This window comes from Micromonospora taraxaci (genome assembly GCF_007830095.1).
In the GTDB taxonomy this organism is placed as follows: domain Bacteria; phylum Actinomycetota; class Actinomycetes; order Mycobacteriales; family Micromonosporaceae; genus Micromonospora; species Micromonospora taraxaci.
Genome location: NZ_VIWZ01000001.1, coordinates 1,147,634 through 1,170,410, shown reverse-complemented (window position 1 = coordinate 1,170,410; position 22,777 = coordinate 1,147,634). Strand labels below are relative to the sequence as shown.

The 22,777-nt window shown below is 70.5% G+C and carries 17 protein-coding genes and 1 pseudogene; 5 read left to right on the top strand and 13 right to left on the bottom strand.

Going from position 1 to position 22,777, the window contains the following annotated elements; genetic code table 11:
* Nucleotides 1-7 precede the first annotated feature (7 nt).
* Nucleotides 8-2,413, bottom strand: coding sequence for a DNA helicase PcrA (gene pcrA, locus FHU34_RS05580; RefSeq protein WP_145778985.1), 2,406 nt, complete (start codon nucleotides 2,411-2,413; stop codon nucleotides 8-10).
* Between the two features lie 408 nt (nucleotides 2,414-2,821).
* Between pcrA and FHU34_RS05575 the strand changes: the two genes are divergently transcribed.
* Nucleotides 2,822-3,136, top strand: coding sequence for a chorismate mutase (locus FHU34_RS05575; RefSeq protein WP_145785449.1), 315 nt, complete (start codon nucleotides 2,822-2,824; stop codon nucleotides 3,134-3,136).
* 135 nt (nucleotides 3,137-3,271) lie between these two features.
* Here FHU34_RS05575 and FHU34_RS05570 read toward each other — a convergent pair whose 3' ends face one another.
* From FHU34_RS05570 to FHU34_RS05540, 7 genes are all read right to left on the bottom strand, one after another.
* Nucleotides 3,272-4,285 carry an ABC transporter ATP-binding protein gene (locus tag FHU34_RS05570; protein WP_145778984.1) on the bottom strand — a complete coding sequence of 338 codons (1,014 nt, stop codon included), beginning with the start codon at nucleotides 4,283-4,285 and terminating at the stop codon, nucleotides 3,272-3,274.
* The gene (locus FHU34_RS05565; RefSeq protein ID WP_423438865.1) at nucleotides 4,278-5,321 is read right to left on the bottom strand and encodes an ABC transporter ATP-binding protein; all 1,044 of its coding nucleotides are present in this window, start codon (nucleotides 5,319-5,321) and stop codon (nucleotides 4,278-4,280) included. Before FHU34_RS05565 ends, FHU34_RS05570 begins: the two co-directional genes overlap by 8 nt.
* A gap of 10 nt (nucleotides 5,322-5,331) precedes the next feature.
* Nucleotides 5,332-6,303: an ABC transporter permease gene (locus FHU34_RS05560; protein ID WP_145778983.1), complete on the bottom strand. Its 972-nt coding sequence runs from the start codon at nucleotides 6,301-6,303 to the stop codon at nucleotides 5,332-5,334.
* Nucleotides 6,296-7,222, bottom strand: a complete 927-nt coding sequence (locus FHU34_RS05555; protein ID WP_145778982.1) for an ABC transporter permease — start codon at nucleotides 7,220-7,222, stop codon at nucleotides 6,296-6,298. Before FHU34_RS05555 ends, FHU34_RS05560 begins: the two co-directional genes overlap by 8 nt.
* Nucleotides 7,223-7,370: 148 nt before the next feature.
* A complete protein-coding gene (locus FHU34_RS05550) occupies nucleotides 7,371-9,011 on the bottom strand; it encodes a peptide ABC transporter substrate-binding protein (RefSeq protein WP_145778981.1) in 1,641 nt (546 codons plus the stop codon).
* 580 nt (nucleotides 9,012-9,591) lie between these two features.
* Entirely contained in the window at nucleotides 9,592-10,278 is a 687-nt protein-coding gene (locus FHU34_RS05545) for a response regulator (protein ID WP_030337843.1), read from the bottom strand.
* 2 nt (nucleotides 10,279-10,280) lie between these two features.
* Nucleotides 10,281-11,528, bottom strand: coding sequence for an ATP-binding protein (locus FHU34_RS05540; RefSeq protein WP_269683757.1), 1,248 nt, complete (start codon nucleotides 11,526-11,528; stop codon nucleotides 10,281-10,283).
* Between the two features lie 173 nt (nucleotides 11,529-11,701).
* Here FHU34_RS05540 and FHU34_RS05535 point away from each other — a divergent pair, with 173 nt between their 5' ends.
* The 3 genes and pseudogenes from FHU34_RS05535 to FHU34_RS05525 all read left to right on the top strand — a co-directional run bounded on the left by FHU34_RS05535 (nucleotide 11,702) and on the right by FHU34_RS05525 (nucleotide 15,528).
* On the top strand, nucleotides 11,702-13,507 hold the full coding sequence (locus tag FHU34_RS05535) for a PspC domain-containing protein (protein WP_244311558.1): 1,806 nt from the start codon (nucleotides 11,702-11,704) through the stop codon (nucleotides 13,505-13,507).
* A pseudogene (locus FHU34_RS05530) lies at nucleotides 13,504-13,743 on the top strand (hypothetical protein); the annotation flags it as partial. The gene FHU34_RS05535 and the pseudogene FHU34_RS05530, both read left to right, overlap by 4 nt.
* 531 nt (nucleotides 13,744-14,274) lie before the next feature.
* Nucleotides 14,275-15,528 (top strand): phosphatidylserine decarboxylase, encoded by a 1,254-nt coding sequence (locus FHU34_RS05525; protein WP_145778979.1) that lies wholly within the window; start codon nucleotides 14,275-14,277, stop codon nucleotides 15,526-15,528.
* A gap of 58 nt (nucleotides 15,529-15,586) precedes the next feature.
* On the opposite strand, the gene FHU34_RS05520 is transcribed toward FHU34_RS05525, so the two are convergent.
* The 3 genes from FHU34_RS05520 to FHU34_RS05510 all read right to left on the bottom strand — a co-directional run bounded on the left by FHU34_RS05520 (nucleotide 15,587) and on the right by FHU34_RS05510 (nucleotide 18,843).
* Nucleotides 15,587-16,525: a CDP-alcohol phosphatidyltransferase family protein gene (locus FHU34_RS05520; RefSeq protein WP_145778978.1), complete on the bottom strand. Its 939-nt coding sequence runs from the start codon at nucleotides 16,523-16,525 to the stop codon at nucleotides 15,587-15,589.
* 345 nt (nucleotides 16,526-16,870) lie between these two features.
* Nucleotides 16,871-17,764: an NUDIX hydrolase gene (locus FHU34_RS05515; protein ID WP_425280563.1), complete on the bottom strand. Its 894-nt coding sequence runs from the start codon at nucleotides 17,762-17,764 to the stop codon at nucleotides 16,871-16,873.
* A 128-nt stretch (nucleotides 17,765-17,892) separates the two neighbouring features.
* Nucleotides 17,893-18,843 carry an NUDIX hydrolase gene (locus FHU34_RS05510; RefSeq protein ID WP_145778976.1) on the bottom strand — a complete coding sequence of 317 codons (951 nt, stop codon included), beginning with the start codon at nucleotides 18,841-18,843 and terminating at the stop codon, nucleotides 17,893-17,895.
* A gap of 143 nt (nucleotides 18,844-18,986) precedes the next feature.
* Here FHU34_RS05510 and FHU34_RS05505 point away from each other — a divergent pair, with 143 nt between their 5' ends.
* Nucleotides 18,987-19,355 (top strand): PspC domain-containing protein, encoded by a 369-nt coding sequence (locus FHU34_RS05505; protein ID WP_145778975.1) that lies wholly within the window; start codon nucleotides 18,987-18,989, stop codon nucleotides 19,353-19,355.
* Between the two features lie 7 nt (nucleotides 19,356-19,362).
* Here FHU34_RS05505 and guaA read toward each other — a convergent pair whose 3' ends face one another.
* Entirely contained in the window at nucleotides 19,363-20,919 is a 1,557-nt protein-coding gene (gene guaA / locus FHU34_RS05500) for a glutamine-hydrolyzing GMP synthase (protein WP_145778974.1), read from the bottom strand.
* Nucleotides 20,920-20,986: 67 nt separating this feature from the next.
* Nucleotides 20,987-22,684 carry an FAD-dependent oxidoreductase gene (locus FHU34_RS05495; protein WP_145778973.1) on the bottom strand — a complete coding sequence of 566 codons (1,698 nt, stop codon included), beginning with the start codon at nucleotides 22,682-22,684 and terminating at the stop codon, nucleotides 20,987-20,989.
* Nucleotides 22,685-22,777: the final 93 nt, after the last annotated feature.

Genomic DNA, 22,777 nt, shown 5'->3' with positions numbered 1-22,777 from the left:
GCCTGGGTCAGAGCTTGTCGACCGGAGCGTGCCTTAGCACCAGCCACATGGTCTGGTCGCCGAAGTCGATCTGTGCGCGGGCGCCCGGGCCGTGCCCCTCGACGGCGAGCACCCGCCCCAGCCCGTACCGCTGATGGTTGACCCGGTCCCCCGCGGACACCTTCGGCCCCTGCGGCAACTCGCTGGCCGTGGTCAGCCGGCTGGCGTCCACGCCGAGCCGCTGGGCCAGCTGCGCCGCCTTCGGCGTACCCCCCGTGAAGTTGCCACGCGCGCCGGGCGCGCGGTCCGCGCGGCCACCGACGCCGCCGCCACCCCCGGCCCACGAGGTGTACGACCCCTCGGTGCGCTCCCAGTGGACCAACTCCGTCGGCAACTCCTCCAGGAACCGCGACGGCGGGTTGTAGGACGGCTGCCCCCAGGCCGAGCGGGTCACCGCCCGGGAGAGGTAGAGCCGCTGTCGGGCACGGGTGATGCCGACGTACGCCAGCCGGCGCTCCTCCTCCAACTCGCGGGTGTCGCCCAGCGAGCGCAGGTGGGGGAAGACGCCGTCCTCCAGCCCGGTCAGGAAGACCACCGGGAATTCCAGCCCCTTGGCGGTGTGCAGGGTCATCAGGGTGACCACGCCCTGGTGGTCGGGGTCGTCGGAGGGGATCTGGTCGGCGTCGGCGACCAGCGCCACCTGCTCCAGGAACCCGGCGAGGGTGGCGCGTTCCCCCTCTTCGCCCAGCGCCTCGATCCGCTCGGTGTACTCCCGGGCGACGCTGACCAACTCCTGGAGGTTGTCCACCCGACCGGCGTCCTGCGGGTCCAGGCTCTCCTCCAGCTCGGTGAGGTAGCCCGAGCGGGTCAAGAGGGCCTCCAGCACCTCCTCCGGGGTGCCGGTCTCGGCCAACTCCCGGGCGCCGTCGAGCAACGCGACGAAGTCGGCGATGCCGTTGGCAGCTCGGGTGGAGATGCCCGGCGCCTCCCGGGCCCGCCGCAGCGCCGCGCCGAATGAGATCCGGTCTCGGCTGGAGAGCGCCTCGACGCACGCCTCTGCGCGGTCGCCGATCCCCCGGCGGGGGGTGTTGAGCACCCGCCGCAGGCTCACCGTGTCGTCGTCGTTGACCACCGAACGCAGGTACGCGAGCGCGTCGCGGACCTCCTTGCGCTCGTAGAAGCGCACCCCGCCGACGACCTTGTAGGGCAGGCCGACGCGGATGAACACTTCTTCGAAGACGCGGGACTGGGCGTTGGTGCGGTAGAAGACCGCTACGTCACCGGGGCGGGTCTCGTCGGCGTCGACCAGTCGGTCGATCTCCCGGGCCACCCAGTCGGCCTCGGCGTGTTCGGTGTCGGCAACGTAGCCGACGATCTGCTCGCCGGCGCCGGACTCGCTCCACAGCCGCTTGGGTTTGCGGGACGTGTTGCGGTCGATCACCGCGTTGGCCGCGTTGAGGATGGTCTGGGTGGAGCGGTAGTTCTGCTCCAACAGGATCGTGCGCGCGTCGGTGAAGTCCCGTTCGAACTCCAGGATGTTGCGGATCGTCGCGCCCCGGAACGCGTAGATCGACTGGTCGGCGTCGCCGACCACGCACAACTCGGCCGGCGCCAGCCCGTCGGTGCCGGAGACCAGCTCCTTGATCAGGACGTACTGGGCGTGGTTGGTGTCCTGGTATTCGTCCACCAGCACGTGCCGGAACCGCCGACGGTAGCTCTCCGCGACGTGCGGGTGGGACTGGAGCAGATGCACCGTGGTCATGATCAGGTCGTCGAAGTCCAGTGCGTGCGCCTCGCGCAGCCGCCGCTGGTAGAGCGTGTACGCCTCCGCGAGGGCCCGCTCGTTGGGCCCGGTGGCCCGTGCGGCGAACTGCTCCGGGTCGACCAGCTCGTTCTTGAGGTTGGAGACCTGCGCGGCCAACCCGCGCGCCGGGTAGCGCTTCGGGTCCAGATCGAGCTCGCGGGCGACCAACTGCATCAGTCGGCGGGAGTCGTCCGCGTCGTAGATCGAGAACGTCGACTTGAGACCGGCGTGCTCGTGCTCGGCGCGCAGGATCCGGACACACGCGGAGTGGAACGTCGACACCCACATCAGGCGGGCCCGGGGGCCCACCAACGCGGCGACGCGCTCCTTCATCTCGCCGGCGGCCTTGTTGGTGAAGGTGATCGCGATGATCTCGCCGGGGTGCACGTCCCGGGCGGCGAGCAGGTACGCGATCCGGTGTGTGAGCACCCGGGTCTTGCCGGAACCGGCGCCGGCCACGATCAACAGTGGTGAGCCGGCATGGCTGACCGCGTCGCGCTGTGGCCCGTTCAGCCCGTCGAGCAGCTCCTGCGGATCGAGGCGGACGGCGGCGTGCCGGGGCCGGTCCGGGCGGGCCGGCGCGGACTCCGGCGCAGGCGGGGACGCGGGGATGTCGAAGAGAGGATGCATCGCCCGACAAGTCTATGCCGCCGGTCGGACACTGCGCCGCTGGCGCTCAGCAGCTCGTGGCTGACCGCGTGCTGCCACCGCGCGGCGCGCCCTGGTCGAAGAAAGATCCCCGGTGCACCGTCGAATGCTTGCGCACCCGCCGCCGACGTGGGCATACTCGACGGCGTGATCGCTGCGCGCTACTACTTTTACTACGGCACCGGGAGTCCGGCTGCCGTAGGTCGCGCCTGATCGATTCAGACCTACGAAAGCCCCGGGCTCCTGGAGTCCGGGGCTTTTTCCGTCCCGGGTTCCGGGCACAGGGCACCACCGTGCGAGAGGTACCCGATGATGACAGACGTGATGGAGCAGAGCGGCGGCCCGACCCGACCGGAGGCTGGGCAGCCCGCGGTCAACGGACGCGAGACGATGGCACCCGTGTCGCCGTCGGCGGAGAACACCGAGCAGGCCGAGGCGCAGACCGGCACCGAAGAGCCGTCCGCCGCCGCCCGAATCGTGGAGATCAGGGAACGGATCGACGAGATCGACAACGCGCTGATCGCACTCTGGCAGGAGCGGGCCGCGTTGTCGCAGGAGGTCGGGGCCACCCGGATGGCGTCCGGCGGAACCCGCCTGGTGCTCTCCCGCGAACGGGCGATCCTGGAACGGTTCCGGGTCGCACTCGGCGCGGACGGCACCCAGTTGGCCCTGCTGCTGCTCCGCGCGGGCCGCGGCCCGCTGTAACCCTCCCCGCGGGCCGCCGTAACCCTCCGCGGGCCGCTGCGGCCCCGGAGTGCCCGGCCGACGCCCGCCCGGTCACCCGGACAGACGAAACCGCCTGCCGTCGTCCTCAAGACGTCGGCAGGCGGTTTCGGTGACTCACGCCTCGTGGGTGGCGACGATCTCGCGTCGCTCCGCGAAGTGGCAGGCGCTCGGGTGGTCCGAGCCTCGCCGAATCTCCAGCAGCGGGACCTGCTCGGCGCAGACGTCCTGCGCCTTCCAGCAGCGGGTCCGGAACCGGCAGCCCGAGGGCGGGCTGATCGGCGACGGCACGTCACCCGTCAAACGGATGATCGTCTTGTTGTTCCGCTGGGTCGGGTCCGGCACCGGCACCGCGGAGAGCAGAGCCTGGGTGTACGGGTGGGTCGGCCGCTCGTAGATCTCGTCCTCGGTGCCGATCTCCACGATCTTGCCGAGGTACATCACCGCGACCCGGTCCGAGAGGTGGCGGACCACCGACAGGTCGTGCGCGATGAAGACGTACGACAGCCCGAACTCGCCCTGGAGCTGCTCCAGCAGGTTCATCACCTGAGCCTGGATGGAGACGTCCAGCGCCGACACCGGCTCGTCGCAGACGATGATCTCGGGCCGCAGCGCGAGCGCCCGGGCGATGCCGATGCGCTGACGCTGGCCGCCGGAGAACTGGTGCGGGTACCGGTTGATGTGCTCCGGGTTGAGCCCGACCAGGTCGAGCAGTTCGCGGACCTTGGCCCGGCGGCTGCCCTTCGGTGCGACCTCCGGGTGGATCTCGAACGGCTCACCGAGCAGGTCACCGACGGTCATCCGCGGGTTCAGCGAGGTGTACGGGTCCTGCATGACCAGCTGGATCTGCCGGCGGAGGCGTCGCAGCGCCCCACCGGACAGCTTGGAGATGTCCTGGCCCTTGTAGACCACGCTGCCGGCGGTCGGCTTCTCCAGGTTCATCAGGACCCGGGCGAGCGTCGACTTGCCGCAGCCGGACTCGCCGACGACGCCGAGCGTCTCACCGGCGCGCAGACCGAACGAGACCCCGTCGACCGCCTTGACCTGACCGACGGTCTTCTTGAACACCACGCCCTGGGTGACGGGGTAGTGCTTGACCAGGTCATTGACCTCGAGGATGTTCTCAGACACGGTTCACCAGCTCCTCGGCGAAGTGGCAGGCGCTGGCCCGGCCGGTGCCCACCTGCAGCAGCGGCGGGACCTTCTCCCGGCACACCGGCTGAGCCATCGGGCAGCGCGGGTTGAAGGGGCAGCCCGGCGGAATATTCATCAGGTTCGGCGGGAGGCCCTTGATCGTCCGGAGCTGCTGCCCCTTCTCGTCGAGGCGCGGGATCGAGTCGATCAGACCTATCGTGTACGGGTGCGCCGGCTTGGCGTACAGGTCGTACACGTCCGCTTCCTCGACGATCCGGCCTGCGTACATGACCGCGATCCGGTCCGCGACGTCGGCGACCACGCCGAGGTCGTGGGTGATCAGGATCATGCCCATCTGCCGCTCACGCTGAAGCTCCGCGAGCAGGTCCATGATCTGGGCCTGCACGGTCACGTCGAGCGCCGTGGTGGGCTCGTCCGCGATCAGCACCTCCGGGTCGAGCGCCAGCGACATCGCGATCATCGCGCGCTGCCGCATACCGCCGGAGAACTGGTGTGGGTAGTTGTTGAACCGACCCTTGGCGTTCGGGATCTTGACCTGGTCGAGCATGTCGATCGCGCGCTTCTTGGCCTCCGCGCGACCCATGCCACGCCGGACCCGGAACTGCTCGGCGATCTGGAACCCGACGGTGAAGACGGGGTTCAGGGCGGAGAGCGCGTCCTGGAAGATCATCGCGATGCCCTCGCCGCGGATGCGGCGGCGCTCCTCGGCGGACATGCGGAGCATGTCCTTGCCGTGGAAGCGGACCTGCCCACCGGTCACGAAGCCGGGCGGCGTGTCGAGGATGCCCATGATGGTCTGCGCCGTGACGCTCTTACCGGAGCCGGACTCGCCGAGCACGGCGAGGGTCTCTCCCGCGTTGACGTGGTACGTGACTCCGTTGATGACCTTTGCGACGCCGTCCCGGGTGCGGAACTCCACCCGCAGGTCGTCGACCTCGAGCAGCCGGCCGGAGGGACGCCCGGACCCGCCGGATCCCGGTGCGGACTGCTCAGAAACGAGAATGTCGGACACTGGATATCCCCTAGCGGAGTTTCGGATCGAGGGCCTCGCGGACCGACTCACCGAGCATCACGAAGCTCAGCACTGCGGTGACGAGGAACGCGGCGGGGAAGAAGACCAGTCCCGGCGCGACCCGGACGAAATTCTGCCCATCACTGATCATGATGCCCCAGGACACCACCGGCGACTTCAGACCGACGCCCAGGAACGACAGGGTGGCCTCGGCACCGATGAACGAACCGACCATGATCGTGCCGTAGACCAGCAGCGGGGCCAGGCAGTTCGGCAGCAGGTGCTTGAGGATGATCCGGCCGGTGCCGGCACCCAGTGCGCGGGCCGCCACGATGTAGTCGGCCTCCCTGGTGGCGAGCACCGAGGAGCGCATCAGTCGCATCACGACCGGCCAGCTCAGCACGATCAGGGACGCGGTCACCAGGCCCATGATCTTGTTCTTGCTGTTGCCGGCACCCGAACCGTTGAAGGTGGTCAGGATGACGATCGCGCCGAGCACGAACGGCAGACCGAAGAAGACGTCGGCGATCCGGCTGAGCAGGGCGTCCAACCAGCCACCGCGATAACCGGAGATGATGCCCATCGTTCCGCCGATGAGCAGGGTGCCCAGCACGGAGAGCACGGCGACCTGGATGGACGCACGCGCGCCGTAGATGACCCGGGCGTAGACGTCACGGCCCTGGACGTCGTAGCCGAACCAGCCGTCGGCACCCGGCTTGTTGAGGCTGCGAGACAACGCGCCGTTCGCCGGGTCGCCGCCCGGAGCGAACAGCGACGGGAAGGCGGCCATCAGCAGGAAGATCAGGATCAGCGTGGCCGAGATCCAGAACAGCGGCTTGCGTCGCAGGTCGCGCCAGGCGTCACCGAGCAGGCCACGCGGCTTGTCGTTGCTCTGCGGCTGGCCCGCGGTGGCGGGGGCGGCGGAGTCGATGGGGTGTGCGCCAGGGGTACTGACGATCGATGCGGTACTCGGGTCACTCATAACGGATCCTCGGGTCCAGGGCGGCGTAGAGCAGGTCAACCAGCAGGTTCATCACGAGATAGACCAGCACCAGGACGACCACGATTCCTACCACCGTGGCGCTTTCCTTGGTGATGATCGCCCGGAAGACCTGGCGGCCGATTCCGTTGATGCCGAAGATCCCCTCGGTGACGATCGCGCCACCCATCAGGGCACCGAGGTCGGTGCCGAGCAGGGTCACCACCGGGATGAGCGAGTTGCGCAGCAGGTGCACGCCCACCACCCGGCGCATCGGCAGGCCCTTGGCGATAGCCGTACGCACGTAGTCCGCGCGGCGATTCTCCGCGATGCTCGTTCTCGCCACCCGGGCGATGTACGCCACTGACGCGCTGCCGAGCACGAAGCCCGGCACGATCAGCTCGGACCACCGCATCTCGGAGGAGACGGTCGGCTTGATGATGCCCCACTGCACGCCCAGCAGCCACTGCAGCACGAAGCCGACCACGAAGACCGGCAGCGCGATCAGGAAGAGGGTGGAGACCAGGACGAGGTTGTCCAGGAAACCGTTGCGCCGCAGACCGCTCAGCACGCCGGCGCCGAGGCCGATGATCGCCTCGATGGCGAGCGCCACGACGGCGAGCTTCAGGGTGTTCGGGTAGGCAGTCGCGATGATGTCGCTGATCTCGCGTTGCTGGAACGTCTGACCGAAGTCGCCCTGGAGCAGGTTCTTCATGTAGTTCGCGTACTGCACGAAGACGTTCTGGTCGAGGTGGTACTTCTCGGTCATGAAGGCGATGTACTGGTCCGGGCAGCGACGCTCACCGCACTTGCCGGCGAACGGATCGCCCGGAACGGCCCAGACGAGCCAGTAGATCAGGAACGTCGTACCGATGAAGACAGGCACGAGTTGGAGCAGCCGTCTCAACAGATAACGGCCCATGGGGTGGTCCTCCAGACAGGGGGCGCGTCGGACGGCCGACACGGTGGTGACAACGTGCGAGTGGAGTGTTGTAACACCCACTCGCGGAACGGCCCCGGGTCGGGCTCACCGGATGTGGCGAGCCCGACCCGGGGTCAGACCGTTCGGATCAGAGCTCGACCGAGGTGATGTCGATCTCGCCGACGTTGTTCAGCTCGAGCTTCTTGATCTTCTCCGAGTGGCCGGACTGCTGGCCGTAGAAGTAGACCGGGATGCTCGGGACGTCCTGGTCGACCTTCTCGACGGCCTTGGCGAACGCCTCGTGCGAGGCCTCCAGGCTCGGCGCGCCGCTGGCCTGCTTGGCCAGCGCGTCGACCTCGGGGTTGCTGTACAGACCGTCGTTGGAGGAACCGCCGGTGATGAAGAGCGGGTTGACCCAGTTCTCCACGTCCGGGTAGTCCTGCTGCCAGGCAGCACGGTACGGGCCGGTCATCTTGTGGGCGTTGATGTTCTGGCGGAAGACCGCGAAGGTCGGCACGCCCTCGGCCCGAGCGTTGATGTTGAGGTTGGTCTTGATCTGCTGCGCGACGGCGTCCATCCAGTCCTTGTGGGCGGAGTCCGCGTTGTAGTAGAAGACCATCTCGCCGCTGAAGCCACCGGCCTCGGCGAGCAGCGTCTTGGCCGTCTCCGGGTCGAACTTGCAGGCGGTGCAGTTGCCCGGCTTAGCGCCCGGGGTCAGCGGGTTCGCCCAGCTGTCGGCCGGCTTGCGGGTGCCGAAGAAGATCTTGTCCGAGATCTCCTGCCGGTTGACGGCGAGGGACACGGCACGACGGAGCTTCGCGTTCTGGAAGCGCTTGTCGTAGATCGGGAACGCGATGAACGCGGTCGACGGCGTGACGGTCGAGCGGCCCCGGTCACCGAGGTCGGTCTTCCACTTGTCACCGGCGAGCGCCGAGGTGGGGACAACCTCCATGAAGTCGAGGTTGTTGGCCAGCAGGTCGGCGTAGGCGGCGTTGTCGTCCTGGTACAGCTTGACGTCGACGTCCTTGATCTTCATCTTGTCGCGAAGGTTGTAGTCGTCGAAGCGCGTCAGCTTGATGAGGGCGTTGTCGTCCCACGACACGAACTTCACCGGGCCGTTGCCGATCGGCTTGCGGCCGAACTCCTCGGGCTTCTGGGTGAAGAACACGTCCGGCAGCGGCATGAAGGCGCTGTAGCCGAGCTTGGTCGGGAAGACCGCGGTCGGCGCCGCCAGGGTGACCTCGAAGGTCTGCTCGTCGATGACCTTCAGGCCGGACAGCTTGTCGGTCGTCGGCGTCGGGGCCTTCTTCGGGCCGTCCGCGCCGTCCGGGTCCGAGGTGTAGGTCTGGTCGAAGCCCGCGATGTCCGCGAAGAAGGTGCCGTTCTGCGCACCGTTCGGCGAGTAGGCGGCCCAGTTCCAGGCGTCGACGAAGTTCTTCGCCTTCACCTCGGTGCCGTCGTGGAACTTGGTACCGGCCTTGATCTTGATCGTGAAGACCTTGGAGTCCGTGGTGTTGATGGACTCCGCCAGCGCGTTACGCGGGGCCCCACCGTCGTTCGGGTACTCGACCAGGCCGGTGAACAGCCAGTCGACGATCTTACCGCCGCCGGTCTCCGTGGTGTTCGACGGAACCAGCGGGTTCTCCGGCTGGACACCGTGGACAACGATCGAGCCGTCCTTGCTGGCGGCAGCGTCGCCGTCGCCGTCACCGCTCGAGCAACCGCTCGCGACAAGCGCGGCAGCCGCGCTGAGCGCGATCGCGCTCGTCGCCCGCTTCGAGACTCTCATTCCGAGGGGCCTCCTCTTTCTAACCAGGTTCCGTCGTGGGTTTCACGCACGTTTGGGGGTGACACCGCCCGACCACCCCGGGGCGCGGGTCGCCGGGATCACAGGGAAGTTGGGGACACCCCTGATGTACCGATCCGCCGGGCTCCCCCGCCAACGAGGCGCGACACGACGCAGGAGACACAGCCACGAACCGCCGCGAGCGGCGAGGACATGGTCGTGGGCCGTACGGAGTGCCACACACCGATGGTGAGGTGCTGCCACTGTGACACCCACTGGCCGCTTCCGTGAAGGTGCCGTTATCAAGCCGTTAGTTGCCCGCCACGTTGCCGATACTTGAAAAATGATCATAAAACGGTCGGCTCGGGCAGCACTGAGCAGGAAATACGTTGCGCCACCCGCGCAACGGGTCTCGGCACGCGTGCAAGCCTCGGGTCACCTGTGTCCGATAGGACGTCGGTCACCACTCACATTTCGACCCGTCCGGACTAGGTCGACTTCGGCTGCACGGCCACGATCAGCGACTGGGTGGATGAGGGTGCCGAGATCGTTTCTCTGATCTTCGGCGCCGGGCGAGGGCCGATCAGACGAGGCGGCGGTCCGCCGCCCAGCGGGACAACTCGTAACGGTTGGACATCTGCAGCTTGCGGAGCACGTTCGACACGTGCGTCTCCACCGTCTTGATGGAGATGAACAGCTCCTTGGCGATCTCCTTGTACGCGTACCCCCGGGCCAGGAGCCGCAGCACCTCGCGCTCGCGGTTGGTCAGCTGATCGAGCTCGGGGTCGGCCACCGGGGCGTCCGGTCGGGCCGCGAAGGCGTCCAGCACGAAGCCGGCCAACCGCGGACTGAACACCGCGTCCCCGTCGGCCACCCGGCGGATCGCCGCGGCCAGCTCGTCCGGAGAGATGGTCTTGGTGACGTACCCCCGAGCGCCGGCACGGATCAACCCGATCACGTCCTCCGCAGCGTCGGAGACGCTCAACGCGAGGAACTTGACCTGCGGGTGGGTACGCCGCATCGCCTCCAGCACCGCCCGGCCACCACCGTCGGGCATGTGCACGTCGAGCAGCACCACGTCCGGCCCGACGGCGGCGATCCGGGTGACCGCCTCGGCCACCGTGCTCGCCTCGCCCACCACCTCGACGTGGGCGCCCAACTCCGCGCGCACCCCCGCCCGGAACATGGCGTGATCGTCCACCAGGAACACCCGCAGCCGCTCGGGGCGGGCATCCGCCGGGTCGAGGTGCTCGGTCGACTGCTCGGCCATGGTCATCTGTTCCTCTCCGCTGCGGACGAGTCCCGGGAGATCGGCAGGATCAACCGAACCTCGGTCCCCTCCCCCGGGCCGGACCGGATTTCGGCCCGTCCGCCGTGCCGCTTCATCCGCCCGATGATCGAGCCGCTCACGCCGTGCCGGTGGTCCTCCACGGTATCCGGATCGAAGCCCTTGCCCCGGTCCCGGACGAAGACGCTGACCTGATCGGGCTCCACCTCCGCGTAGAGGGAAACAGTCTGCACACCGGCGTGGCGTGCCGCGTTCACCAGCGCCTCCCGGGCGGCCGCGACCAGCGCCCCGACCTTCTCGTCGGTCTCCCGGTCACCGACCACCACCGCCTCCACCGTGATCGCGAAGGTGTCCTCGACCTCGGCGGCGGCCTGCTCCAGCGCGGCGGCGAAGCGCTCGCTCGGCGAGGCGGTGGGTTTGTAGAGCCAGTTGCGCAGGGAACGCTCCTGCCCCCGGGCCAGCCGCTGCACCATCTTGACGTCGCCGGCGTTGCGCTGGATCAGGGCCAACGTGTGCAGCACCTGGTCGTGCACCATCGCGGCCAACTCGGCTCGCTCCTGCTCACGGATGCGGCCCTCGCGTTCCGAGCGGAGCTGACTGTACGTCCGCCAGAGCACCGGCGCGGCGACCACTCCGACCCCGGCCAACCCGACCAGCGCGAAGATCACGCCATTGATCACCGCGTCGAAGTTCTGCGCCGGCGAGTAGACCGCCGCGACGCCGATGATGCCGACCGCGACCAGCACTCCGCCGCCGATGAACCGGAGCACGAAGGCCCGTCGGTCACTCTCCTCGACGACCGCGCCGAGCCAGGGCACTGGCATCGTCTCGCCCCACTGCCGCCGCCGCTCGGGCGCGGACTGGTGCCAGATGACCCCGGCGCCGACCGCGATGATGGCCACCAGCCAGCCGGCGGTGCCCGCCGCGCCGACCGAGTCGAAGACCATCACCTGGATCAACAGGACACCGAGCCCGATCCCCACGAACGGCAGGAGTTGCGCCACGTCGCGCCGGGGCGGCACCGCTGTGTCACCGGGCCGCAGCGGGACCACGGCCCAGAAGGCCGCATAGAGCAGCAGGCCGAGCCCGCTCAGCCCGAGCAGCACCATGAACGCGACGCGCACCCGCAGCACCGAGATGCCGAGATGGTCGGCGATACCGGCGGCGACACCGGCGGCCATCCGGTGCTCCGGGGCGCGGTAGAGGCGCGGGGGCGTGGTGACGGTGCTGATCGGAGGCTCCCTGGTAGCGGTGGTGAGCTGGTCGAGGTCGGTGACTCGATCGTCACACGCTGCGGCGTCCACGACCACGGGGACGCCCCCGACATTCCGGCCGCCGGATCTCAGGGTGGGGTCAGGGTCGGGTCCTGAGGCCGTTCGGGTGCACCGGGCAGCAGGATCGAAGCATGACCGAGGAAGCTGCCCCGCCACCCCGCCCGGGGTCGGCACCGCCGGAGGGCTCGTCACCGCCCTCACCGGCCGCGACGCCCGGCGCCTGGACCCAACCCAGCACGCCCGGCCCGCACCCGGGCGCCGCGCCTACCGATCCGTACGGCCACCAGTCGACCACCGGCGGGGGCCACGGCCCACAGTTCGCGGGCGGCACCGGTTACGGGCCTCCCGGCGCACCGCCCGGTCCGGGCGGCGGCCACGGCCCGTCCGCGTCGCCACCGCCACTGGGCGGCACCGGCTTCACCTCCCGGTACGGGTTGGTCCGGCCGCGCGAGGGGCGGTATCTCGCCGGTGTCTGCGCGGCGATCGGACGGGCCACCAACACCGACCCGGTGCTGTGGCGGGTGTTGCTCGCGGTGCTCGGCTTCTTCGGGGGCATCGGCATCCTGGTGTACGTCGCTGCCTGGCTGATCATCCCGAACGAGGGCGACACCGCGTCCCCGATCGAGTCGATGCTCGGGCGCGGCCGTTCCAGCATGTCGCCGGTGACCGTGATCATCCTCGGCATCCTGGTCGCGGCCAGCTTCGGTTACATCGTCACCGACGCCTTCCGGGCGGTGCTGCTCGGCGCGGCCATCCTGGTCGCCGGCGCGCTACTGCTCAACCGGGACAGCCGCAACCCACCGGCCGGCACCCCCGGCGGGCCGATGCCAGCCGCACCGACCGGCACCCCACCGGGTCCGGTCCCACCGGTGACCTGGCCGGCACCGTCGACCGGCGCGGTCCCGTCGACCGGCCCGATCACCACGACAGCAGCGCCGGGGGCGAGCGGCGACCCCGCCTACGCCACCGCGACGACCGGAGGGACACCCACCGTGGCGTACGACGTACCGCCGACCGGTGGTCCGCAGCCGCCCACCACCGGGCAGCCGGTGTCCGGCGTGGGCCCGGTGTCCGGGCAGCCGGGCGGCACGACGGCTGTCCAGCCCGGCTGGCCGGCACCGACAACGGGTTGGCCGAGCACCGCCGCACCCAGCGTCGGCTGGCCGTCGGCACCGGTGACCGGGGCACCCACTGCTCCGTCCGGCTACCCGACCGCCACACCGCCGTCGGCCTACCGCCAGCCGTTCGCGCCGCACGGCCCGTACGCGTCGCCGAGCCCGACGCCGGCTCCGCCACCCAAGCCATCGAAGCCGCCGAAGCGCCCGAAGGAGCGTTCGCCACTGGGCGCGGTGACCTTCTCTCTGATCTTCCTGGTCCTCGGTATGGTCGCCCTGCTCGATCTGCTGGACGTCTTCGCCATCAGCGCCTCGGCGTACTTCGCGGCGGCGTTGGCCACCATCGCGCTGGGGCTGCTCGTCGGCACCTGGTTCGGGCGGGCCCGTTGGCTCATCGCGCTCGGCCTGGTGACCGCCGCGGCGCTGGGCACGGCGACGGTCGCCGAGTCCTACGACCGGATCCGCGGGGTCGACGGTGCGGTGACCTGGGCGCCCACCGACTATCGCGACCTCGCCGACCGGTACGAGAACAGCTTCGGTGACGCGGTGCTCGACCTGCGCGGTATCGACTTCGCGAAGCGGGACAGCCAGGTCACCGTCGCCATCAACTTCGGCAAGGCCACGGTCGTCGTACCGCCGAACGTCGACGTCACCACGGTGGCCGACGTCAACGCGGGCGATGCCAACATCTTCGGCAACCGGTCCGGTGGGTTGGACGGCCGTCTGCGGGAGTTCACCGATGTCGGCGCTGACGGGCCCGGCGGCGGGACCCTGCGCCTCTACGTCCACGTCAATGCCGGCAACCTGGAGGTGACCCGGTGAAGGCTCACCGTACGGATCTAGTGTCGTTCGCCTTCGGGCTCGTGTTCCTGGCGCTGTCCGGCTGGTGGCTGCTCGCTCAACTGCTCGGGCTCGCCCTGCCGGCGGTGGGCTGGTTCCTGGCCAGCGCACTCATTCTGATTGGCGTCTTCGGGCTGGTGGGCGCGCTGCGCTCGGGTCGGTCGCCGCAAGCGGAGGCGACCGCCGAGGCCGCCGAGGCCGCCGCACCGGTCTCCGGCGCGACCGCACCGGTCTCCGGCGCCGAAGCACCCGTTTCCGGAGCCGCAGTGCCGACCTCCGGCGCGGCTCTGCCGGTCTGGGAAGCCGAACGGTCCACCTCGGACGCTCCCCCTTCGGCAACGACACCGGAGGCGCCGACAGCCGAGGTGATCCACCCGGCCTGGTTGGCTCATCCGCCGTCGGAGCCGCAGACGTCCCCGATTCCCGGCCAGCCTGACGACCGACACGAGGAGCCGACCGTCGGCCTCGGCAACGGACCGGCCCCCGTCGAGGGAGACGAGCCGACCCGATTGGATCACCCGATCGAGGCCGTCGGCGACCCGGCGGGCGACGAACGGGAGGGCCGAAGCGGGAAGGCCTGAGCCCGGCCTCGGCTGGCGGAGGCCCACTCCACCGCTACGGCGGTGCGGTTGGCGCGAACGGGCGCATATGCTGGCCGGTGGAGATCTCGCCCTCCGCCGGCCGGCCCGTCCCGCCATGGCGGCCCCGCCGCGATTCCCGTCTCTACCCCCGTCAGGAGCCCGCCCGACATGACCCAGTCCCCCGCCGTGCGTATCACCGGCCGGTCCGGTCCGATCCGCATCGGCGAGCGAGCCGCCCGTACGCTCGTCACCGAGCTGGCCCGGATCAACGACCCCAAGACCGCCCTGCTGGTCGGGGCGGGCCCGGAGTCCGCGGTGCTGGCCGCGGCGATCGAGGCGCTGCTCCCCGGTGACCGGCTCACCGTGGTGCCCGTCGAACCGCTCGGCGCTGCCGCGCTCCGCGAGCACGTCACCGCCCAGGGCCGCTGGGTTGCCGACCGGGTGAGTGTCGTCGACTCGCTGGCCGAGGCCGAGCCCGCCGGGGTCGTCATCGCCGGGGCGGTGTTCGCCGGCTCTGCCGAGGAGACCCGCGGCGGCATCGAAGGGCTGGCCAAGTACCTCTCCGACGGTGCGGTACTCAGCGTGGCGACCGTCGCCACGCCCGGCCGGACCACCGGGGCGGCAGCCGAGTTGGCTCGACAGGACGCGCTCTACGGTGTCGGCGCTGACCTGGTGTTGCGCAACTCGCCGCCGGTGCGGGTCTACCGACTGCGGTTCACCCCGGCCAGCCCGGCCTCGGCCGACCGGCTGGCCCCCGCGCACCGCCCGTCGAGTGTGCCGCTGACCCGCGGCATGCACATCGACTCCAACGGCGTGGCCGCGGCGGGCATCGCGCTGGGCCTCGCAGCGCTGGCCCGGGTGGCGCGTCCGTCGTCCAAGGTGTGGCTGCTGCCGGCGCTGGCCGCCGGGCCGGTCGCCGCGTTCTTCCGCGACCCCGAACGGGACGTGCCGGAGGACCCGTCCGCAGTGGTCGCCAGCGCCGACGGCAAGGTCCTGTCGGTGCAGCGACTGCACGACGAGCGTTTCGGCGACGGCGAGTGGCTCCGGGTCGCAGTCTTCCTGTCGGTGCTGGACGTGCACGTCAACCGGTCCCCGGTCGCCGGCAAGGTGGTGGACTACTTCGTCGCCGACGGCGGGTTCGTCAACGCGATGAAGCCGGACGCCGAACACAACGTGGCGGCGTACACCGTGCTGGACACCGCTCGTGGCACGGTGGTGGTCGCGCAGCGGACCGGGCTGATCGCCCGCCGGATCGTGCAGCGCGCGCCGATCGGCGCGCTGCTGGCCAAGGGCGAGCGCTTCGGTCTGATCAGGTTCGGCTCACGGACGGACGTCTACCTCCCGGCCGAGGCTGCGGACCCGCTGGTGGGTCCGGGCGACAAGGTCGTCGGCGGGTCTACGGTCATCGCCCGCTGGCGCTGACAGACGAACGCGAAACGGGGCGCCGCTGGCCAGCGGCGCCCCGTTTCGTTTGCTGTGGTCAGGCGGTGCGGCGCTGCCGCAGCCAGAGCACCGGCCCGCTGACCAGGTAACCCACCACGATCAGGGCGAACGTGATCCGGATGTCGATCAGCGCGCCGATCACCGGGGCCAGCCAGAGCCACGGGGGTAGCTTCACCAGGCGGGCGAGCTTGGCGTACGGGAAGCTCGACACCATCGCGAAGGCCAGCAGCGCCACGCCGGCGACAAGCACGGCGCCGGGCACCGGCAGGCCGATCGCCACTGTCACGGCGAGCACCGCCGCCGCCATTGTGGTGGGTACGCCGCAGAAGAACCTGCCGTCCTTCGGTGAGACGTTGAAGCGGGCCAGTCGAATCGCGGCACACGCCGCGACGAGCGCGCAGGCCACCGCCGCCGCCGCGGTGGAGACGGAGCCGGCGAGCGAGGCGTAGACCACGACCGGTGCGGCGAGACCGAACGAGCACATGTCGGCCAGGGAGTCCATCTGCGCCCCGAACGGGCTGGCCACGCCGAGTCGGCGGGCCAGTGCGCCGTCCAGACCGTCGAAGGCGACGCAGGCGATCAGGCAGAGCGCGGCGACGCGGACCTCACCCTGCATTGCCAGGAAGATGGCCAGCATGCCGAGCATCAGGCTGGCCAGGGTGCAGGCGTTGACCAGGCCGAACTTCATCCGCCGGGCGATGGTGCGCTCGCCCGGTAGCAGCGGGATCGAGCTGGCCGAGGCCTCGTCGGCGTGCGCCATCGGCGGCATGGCCGGGCTGACCGGCATGACCGCTTCGATCTCCGCCCGACCGATGCTCCCGGCCGGCCGGCTGAGCCGGTCCAGGCCGTAGCGGCGACGCTGCCGGTCGGCGTACCGGTGCTCGGGCGACGTCACGTCGGTCGGGAGCAGGTCGCTGTCCCGGCGACCGACCCGGACCAGCAGCACCTGGCGGGCGAACGTGCTGCTGCGGCGCAACGGGCCCGCCCAGCGACGCCCAGCGGGGCGCGGACTGTCAGTAGTACGACGCCGGCGCCATGGGGCTCTCGGCACGTTTCCTCCATCACCGGATCGGCTGACCGCCGTGTGGCGGGTGTCCGGCTGTCTCGTGCCGGACCTTGCGTGGCCCGGCAGCCGTTTTGCGGAGTACACCATCGCATAGGGGAACATGGCTTGGCGATAGCTGCCGGCGGTACTTATATCTGGCTTAAACCGCTCGAACCGCCCGCTTGTTCCCATCCCGGGCTTCATCGCCCGTTTCCTCCACCATTCCCGCCTTTGACTGTACCGGAGGGTCACCATCTCGGCTCAGTGAGCGGCGTGCTATCGGCCACTCTGTCCGATTGCCGAGGCAGCGATGTCGCTCAACGGCAGGTCAGCGGCTTGGGCGCGGGTGAACCAGCCAGCCCTCGCTGTCGAACCTCCGGCGGATTCGGTGACCACCGCATCGGTGGGTACGTCCACCAGCACCCGATAGATCACCCGTACGCCGTGCCAGTCCAACGGACGGCCCTCGGGGCCGAGCGCGGCCGGGTTGTGCAGGTTGTCCACCCCGAGGAGTTCCACCACCCGGCCGACCTGGCCACCCTCCTCGACCAACTCCCGGAGCAGGCCGGTCGTCGGCTGCTCACCGTGATCGGTGCCCCCACCGGGCAGGTGCCACAGGCCGGCACCCGGATAGCCGTCCGCGATCTGGGTGAGCAGGATCCGTCCGGCCGGGTCGGTGACCAGCCCGTACGCGCCGAAACGCAGTCGCCGGTCGGGGTGCGGCGGCGGGAGGTGTTCCTGCGGCCGGTGCGTTCCGGGCGGCAGTGGAGTGACCGGCAGGCCGAGCACCTCGGAGGTGAATGGTGTCAGCGTCAACCGCGTCAACTCGCCCGGGGTGAGCCAGCGAACCTGGTCGACCGAGCCGTCCCGGCCGTCGCGTGCCGCACCGTCGCGCCCCGTGAGATCGAACGTCAACCGGTCGGTGTGTGTTGCGACACCATCCGGACAGTCGGTCACATCCGCGGTCACCCTACGTAGCTGACCCGCAGTGACGGTCAGCCCGGTCTGCTCGCCGACGGTCCGGACGACAGCGCGCTCGGGGTGCTCGGCGTGCGCGACAGCACCACCCGGCAGCCGCCAAGCCCCGGGAAACTCACCATCCGGCCCGTCCCGAACCACCAAAACCCGGTCCGAATCCCACAAGACCCCGTAAACCCCGACCCGCCGCACAACCCCGCCCCCACCCGCTCCGTCGTCCAAGCCCGTCGATCATGAAGTTATCGCCGTCCATCTCGGCGTGTCCTGACAATAACTTCATGATCAACGGGGAAGGCGGGATGGGCGGGGGCCGGGGGGGGTCAGGTTAGTTGGGCTGCTTGGACCGCCTCGGCGGTTACCTCGGTTAAGCGGTCGGTGGGGAGGGCGCCCAACTCCTCGCGGCCGAACCAGCGGGCTTCGCAGGTGGAACCGCCGACGTCGGCCACCGTCAACGGGTTGGGCTTGTCGACGACGACGCGGTAGAAGGCGCGTACGCCGTGCCAGTCGATCGGGTAGCCCTCGGGGCCGAGCGAGGCGGCGTCGCGGTGGCTGGCCACTCCGAGCAGCTCGACCAGGCGGCCGGTCTGCCCGGTCTCCTCGACCAACTCCCGGATGAGGGCCGCGCCGGGCTGCTCGCCGTAGTCGGTGCCGCCGCCGGGCAGATGCCAGCAGCCCGCACCGGGGTAACCGTCGGAGACCCGGGTGAGCAGCACCCGCCCGGCCGGGTCGGTGCAGACCGCGTACGCGGCGAAGCGTTGCGCCCGGTGCAGCCCGTCCGGGCCGGGGACCGCGTAGAAGGAGGGGAACTCGGGCGCCTCGTCCGGCACCACGTCGGCCGAGGAGGCGGGCAGCCCGAGGGCACGTGCGGTGAACGAGCGCAGCGGCAGCTTGCGCGCCTCGTCGAGGGTGTACCAGCGGGCCAGGTCGGTGGGTCGCTCGCCGACCCGGTCGGCCAGGGTGCCGCCGCGTACCGCCACCCGGTAGATCAGCCGGTCGGTGTGGATCGTGATGCCCCGATCGGGCAGCGCCCGCATGTCGGCGAGCACGTCGGCCAGGCCGGAGACGGCGACCGACAGGCCGGTCTCGGCGGCGGTTTCGCGGACGACTGTGTGGTTCGGGTCCTCGCCGTGGTCGACCGCCCCGCCGGGCAGCGACCATGTGCCGGGGGTGCCGGAGCGCTCCGATGCGCGGACCAGCAGAACTCGGCCTCTTGAATCAGCACAAACTGCGTATGCCGCGATCCTGCGGAGCGGCTCGAGCATGGTGGTCACGGGAGCAAATTCTCCCCGGGCCGGGTTACCGGAACGGAAAAGAGTCAGATTCCTGACTGTCGGACCCCGCTCAGGGATCGGTCAGGGTAAGGATCCGGGCGGTCACCGAGGGCGAGCCGGGCGGCAACGCGGACCGTGGGGGTATGACATCCACCGCCGCTCCCCACGCCCCGTACAAGCAGCTCCGGCGCCCCACCACCGACCGCATGGTCGCGGGGGTCGCCAGTGGCGTCGGCCGCTACTTTGCCGTCGACCCCACACTCGTCCGGGTGGCCTTCGCGGTCACCGGCCTGCTCACCGGCGGGCTCGCGCTGTTCGCGTACCCGATCATGTGGTTCCTGATGCCGGAGGAGCCCACCGGCGCGCCGGCCTGGCCGCACCCGGCGGGCGTCGCGCCGCAGACAGGCCCACCGCCCACCGCCGGGCCCGCGCCCGGCGGACCACAGCCGGGGTACGCCCCGACGCCGCCCTACCCGCCGACGACCCCGTCGGACCCGCCGCCGGCCGCCTGACCGGCGCTCACTCCCACTCGATGGTGCCCGGCGGCTTGCTGGTCACGTCCAGGACCACCCGGTTCACCTCGGCGACCTCGTTGGTGATCCGGGTGGAGATCCGGGCCACCACCTCGTAGGGCAGTCGGGACCAGTCGGCAGTCATCGCGTCCTCGCTGGAGACCGGGCGCAGCACCACGGGATGCCCGTAGCTGCGCCCGTCTCCCTGGACACCGACGCTGCGAACGTCGGCGAGCAGCACCACCGGGAACTGCCAGACGCCCCGGTCCAGGCCGGCGGCGGTCAGCTCCTCGCGGGCGATCAGGTCGGCCTCGCGGAGCAGGTCGAGGCGCTGCTGGTCGACCGCGCCGATGATCCGGATGGCCAGGCCGGGGCCCGGGAACGGGTGCCGCCAGACCATCGCCTCGGGCAGGCCCAGTTGCAGGCCGAGCGCCCGGACCTCGTCCTTGAAGAGCGTGCGCAGCGGCTCGACCAGGGCGAACTTCAGGTCCTCCGGCAGACCGCCGACGTTGTGGTGGCTCTTGATGTTGGCGGTGCCGGTGCCGCCGCCGGACTCCACGACGTCGGGGTAGAGCGTGCCCTGGACGAGGAACTCCACGTCGCCGTGCGAGGCGATCTCGCGGGCGGCGGCCTCGAAGACCCGGATGAACTCCCGACCGATGATCTTGCGCTTCTGCTCCGGGTCGGTCACCCCGGCCAGCGCGCCGAGGAACCGGTCGGCGGCGTCGACCACCTTCAGCTTGATGCCGGTGGCGGCCACGTAGTCCTTCTCCACCTGCTCGGCCTCGCCGGCGCGCAGCAGACCGTGGTCGACGAAGACGCAGGTGAGCTGGTCACCGACCGCCTCGTGCACGAGCGCCGCGGCGACCGCCGAGTCCACCCCACCGGACAGGCCGCAGATGACCTCCTTGTCGCCGACCTGGGCGCGGATCCGGGCAACCTGCTCGTCGATGATGTTCTCGGGCGTCCAGGTCGGCTCGATGCCGGCGATGTCGTAGAGGAAACGGGTCAACATCTCCTGGCCGTGCGCGGTGTGCCCGACCTCCGGGTGGAACTGCACGCCGGCACGCCGCCCGGCCAGGTCCTCGAACGCGGCCACCGGCGCGCCCGCCGACTCGGCGGTGACGGTGAAGCCCTCGGGGGCCTCGGTGACGGCGTCGCCGTGGCTCATCCACACCGGCAGGTCGGCGGGCAGGTCGCGCAGCAGCACACCGGGATCGAGGAGTCGGGGGCGCAGCGGCGTACCGCCGTACTCGCGGTTACCGGTCTTCGCCACGGTGCCGCCGAGCGCCTGGGCCATCGCCTGGAAGCCGTAGCAGATGCCGAAGACCGGCACGTCGGCGCTGAACACGCCCGCGTCGATCTGCGGCGCGTCCGGCGCGTAGACGCTGGACGGGCCACCGGAGAGGATGATCGCGGCGGGGTTCTTCGCCAGCATCTCGGCGATCGGCATCGAGTGCGGCACGATCTCGGAGTAGACCTTCGCCTCACGGACCCGGCGGGCGATGAGCTGGGCGTACTGGGCTCCGAAGTCCACCACGAGGACAGGGCGAGGCAGGCTCATGTGCACAAAGCCTACCGACAGTCACGGCCGTGCCCGGCACCGGCTCGCCCTGCGGCGTCGGCCTGACTTACTGACGGAGCGCGCCCGGGGCGTCCGCCGGCACCGCCGGCTGGTCGGGGGGTACGGGTGCCAGCCGGCGGTACGCGGACCCGAGCGGCGGGCGGGGGTCCTCCTCGCCCTTGTTGGGCCAGAAGGACATCGCCCGTTCCGCCTGGGCGGTGATCGTCAGGGACGGGTTCACGCCGAGGTTGGCCGAGACCGCCGCGCCGTCGACGACGTGCAGCCCGGGGTGCCCGTACACCCGGTGCCAGGGGTCGATCACCCCGTCGGCCGGTGTCGCTCCGATGACCGCCCCGCCCAGGATGTGCGCGGTGATCGGGATGTCGAACGGCTCGGTGAGCGAGCCGCCCGGAGTGCCACCGATCTCCTCGGCGAGCAGTCGGGTGGCGGCGTTGCCGGCCGGGATCCAGGTGGGGTTGGGGGTGCCGTGCCCCGGGCCGGTGACCAGTCGACGGCCGAAAACGCCGCGCCGCCACCGAGTGGTCAGCGAGTTGTCCACCGACTGCATCACCAGGGCGATCACCGTCCGTTCCGACCAACCACGGACCGACAGCATCCGGGCGGCCAGCCTGGGTTGCCGCACGATGCTGCCCAGCCACCGCCGCACCCGGTGTGGACCCCCGTCGACCAGCAGCGACTGGAGCAGGCCCATCGCGTTGGAGCCACGCCCGTAACGGACCGGCTCGACGTGGGTCTGCGGGTCCGGGTGGAAGGAACTGGTGATGGCCACCCCCTCGGTGTAGTCCGTTTGCTCGGACCGGGCCCGTCGGCGGGGCACCGAGGCGCCCAGGATCGCCTCCGAGTTGGTCCGGGTCAGTTCGCCGAGGCGGGGTGAGAGCCGAGGCAGCACGTCGTCGGCCCTCATCGCGTGCAGCAGTCGTTGGGTGCCGAGCGCACCGGCCGCGAACACCACCTGGTCAGCGTGGATGACCTGCCGCCGCTTGCGCAGCCACGCGCCGGTGCGTTCGGCGTGTACGTCGTACCCGCCGTCGGCGGTCGGACGGACGGCGGTCACAGTGGTCAGCGGCAGCACCGTGACCCCGAGCCGTTCGGCGAGCCACAGGTAGTTCTTGACCAGCGTGTTCTTCGCGCCGTGCCGGCACCCGGTCATGCACGAGCCGCAGTGCAGGCAGCCGGTGCGCTCCGGGCCGGCACCACCGAAGTACGGGTCGGCGACCCGCTGGCCGGGGCGGCCGATGTGCACGCCGACCGGGGTGGCGTGGAAGGTGTGCCCCACCCCCATCCGCTCGGCCACCGCCCGCATGGCGCGGTCCGCGCCGGTGTCCAGCGGGTACGTGGTGACACCGAGCATGCGTTTGGCCTGGTCGTAGTGGCGGGCCAACTCGTCCCGCCAGTCGGTGATGTCGCGCCACTGCCTGTCGACGTAGAAGGCGGGCAACGGTTCGTAGAGGGTGTTCGCGTAGACCAGCGAACCACCGCCCACCCCGGCGCCGGAGAGGACCAGCACCCCGCTGCCGGCACCTCGACGGGCCGGGCGGAGCAGGGTGAGCCGCTGGATGCCGTAGCAGCCCAACTTCGGCGCCCAGAGGAACCGGCGGGCCCGCCAGGACGTCTGCGGGAACTCGTCGTCGGTGAAGCGACGGCCGGCTTCCAGCACGGCGACCGAGTAACCCTTCTCGGCCAGTCGGAGCGCGGTGACGGCGCCGCCGAAGCCGGACCCGATGACGAGCACGTCGTACCGCATGGACGCATCATTACTCGCGAGTAGCGCTCGCGCCAGCGGCAGTTTTCGCGCGATCATGCTCCGGCCGACCGACCCGGCGCCTCCCGGCCGCAA

Bases quoted from the DNA above. Each gene is read 5' to 3' on its own strand.
- pcrA (WP_145778985.1), bottom strand. From the start codon at position 2,413: ATGCATCCTCTCTTCGACATCCCCGCGTCCCCGCCTGCGCCGGAGTCC.
- FHU34_RS05575 (WP_145785449.1), top strand. From the start codon at position 2,822: ATGGCACCCGTGTCGCCGTCGGCGGAGAACACCGAGCAGGCCGAGGCG.
- FHU34_RS05560 (WP_145778983.1), bottom strand. From the start codon at position 6,303: ATGAGTGACCCGAGTACCGCATCGATCGTCAGTACCCCTGGCGCACAC.
- FHU34_RS05555 (WP_145778982.1), bottom strand. From the start codon at position 7,222: ATGGGCCGTTATCTGTTGAGACGGCTGCTCCAACTCGTGCCTGTCTTC.
- FHU34_RS05550 (WP_145778981.1), bottom strand. From the start codon at position 9,011: ATGAGAGTCTCGAAGCGGGCGACGAGCGCGATCGCGCTCAGCGCGGCT.
- FHU34_RS05545 (WP_030337843.1), bottom strand. From the start codon at position 10,278: ATGGCCGAGCAGTCGACCGAGCACCTCGACCCGGCGGATGCCCGCCCC.
- FHU34_RS05535 (WP_244311558.1), top strand. From the start codon at position 11,702: ATGACCGAGGAAGCTGCCCCGCCACCCCGCCCGGGGTCGGCACCGCCG.
- FHU34_RS05525 (WP_145778979.1), top strand. From the start codon at position 14,275: ATGACCCAGTCCCCCGCCGTGCGTATCACCGGCCGGTCCGGTCCGATC.
- FHU34_RS05505 (WP_145778975.1), top strand. From the start codon at position 18,987: ATGACATCCACCGCCGCTCCCCACGCCCCGTACAAGCAGCTCCGGCGC.
- guaA (WP_145778974.1), bottom strand. From the start codon at position 20,919: ATGAGCCTGCCTCGCCCTGTCCTCGTGGTGGACTTCGGAGCCCAGTAC.
- FHU34_RS05495 (WP_145778973.1), bottom strand. From the start codon at position 22,684: ATGCGGTACGACGTGCTCGTCATCGGGTCCGGCTTCGGCGGCGCCGTC.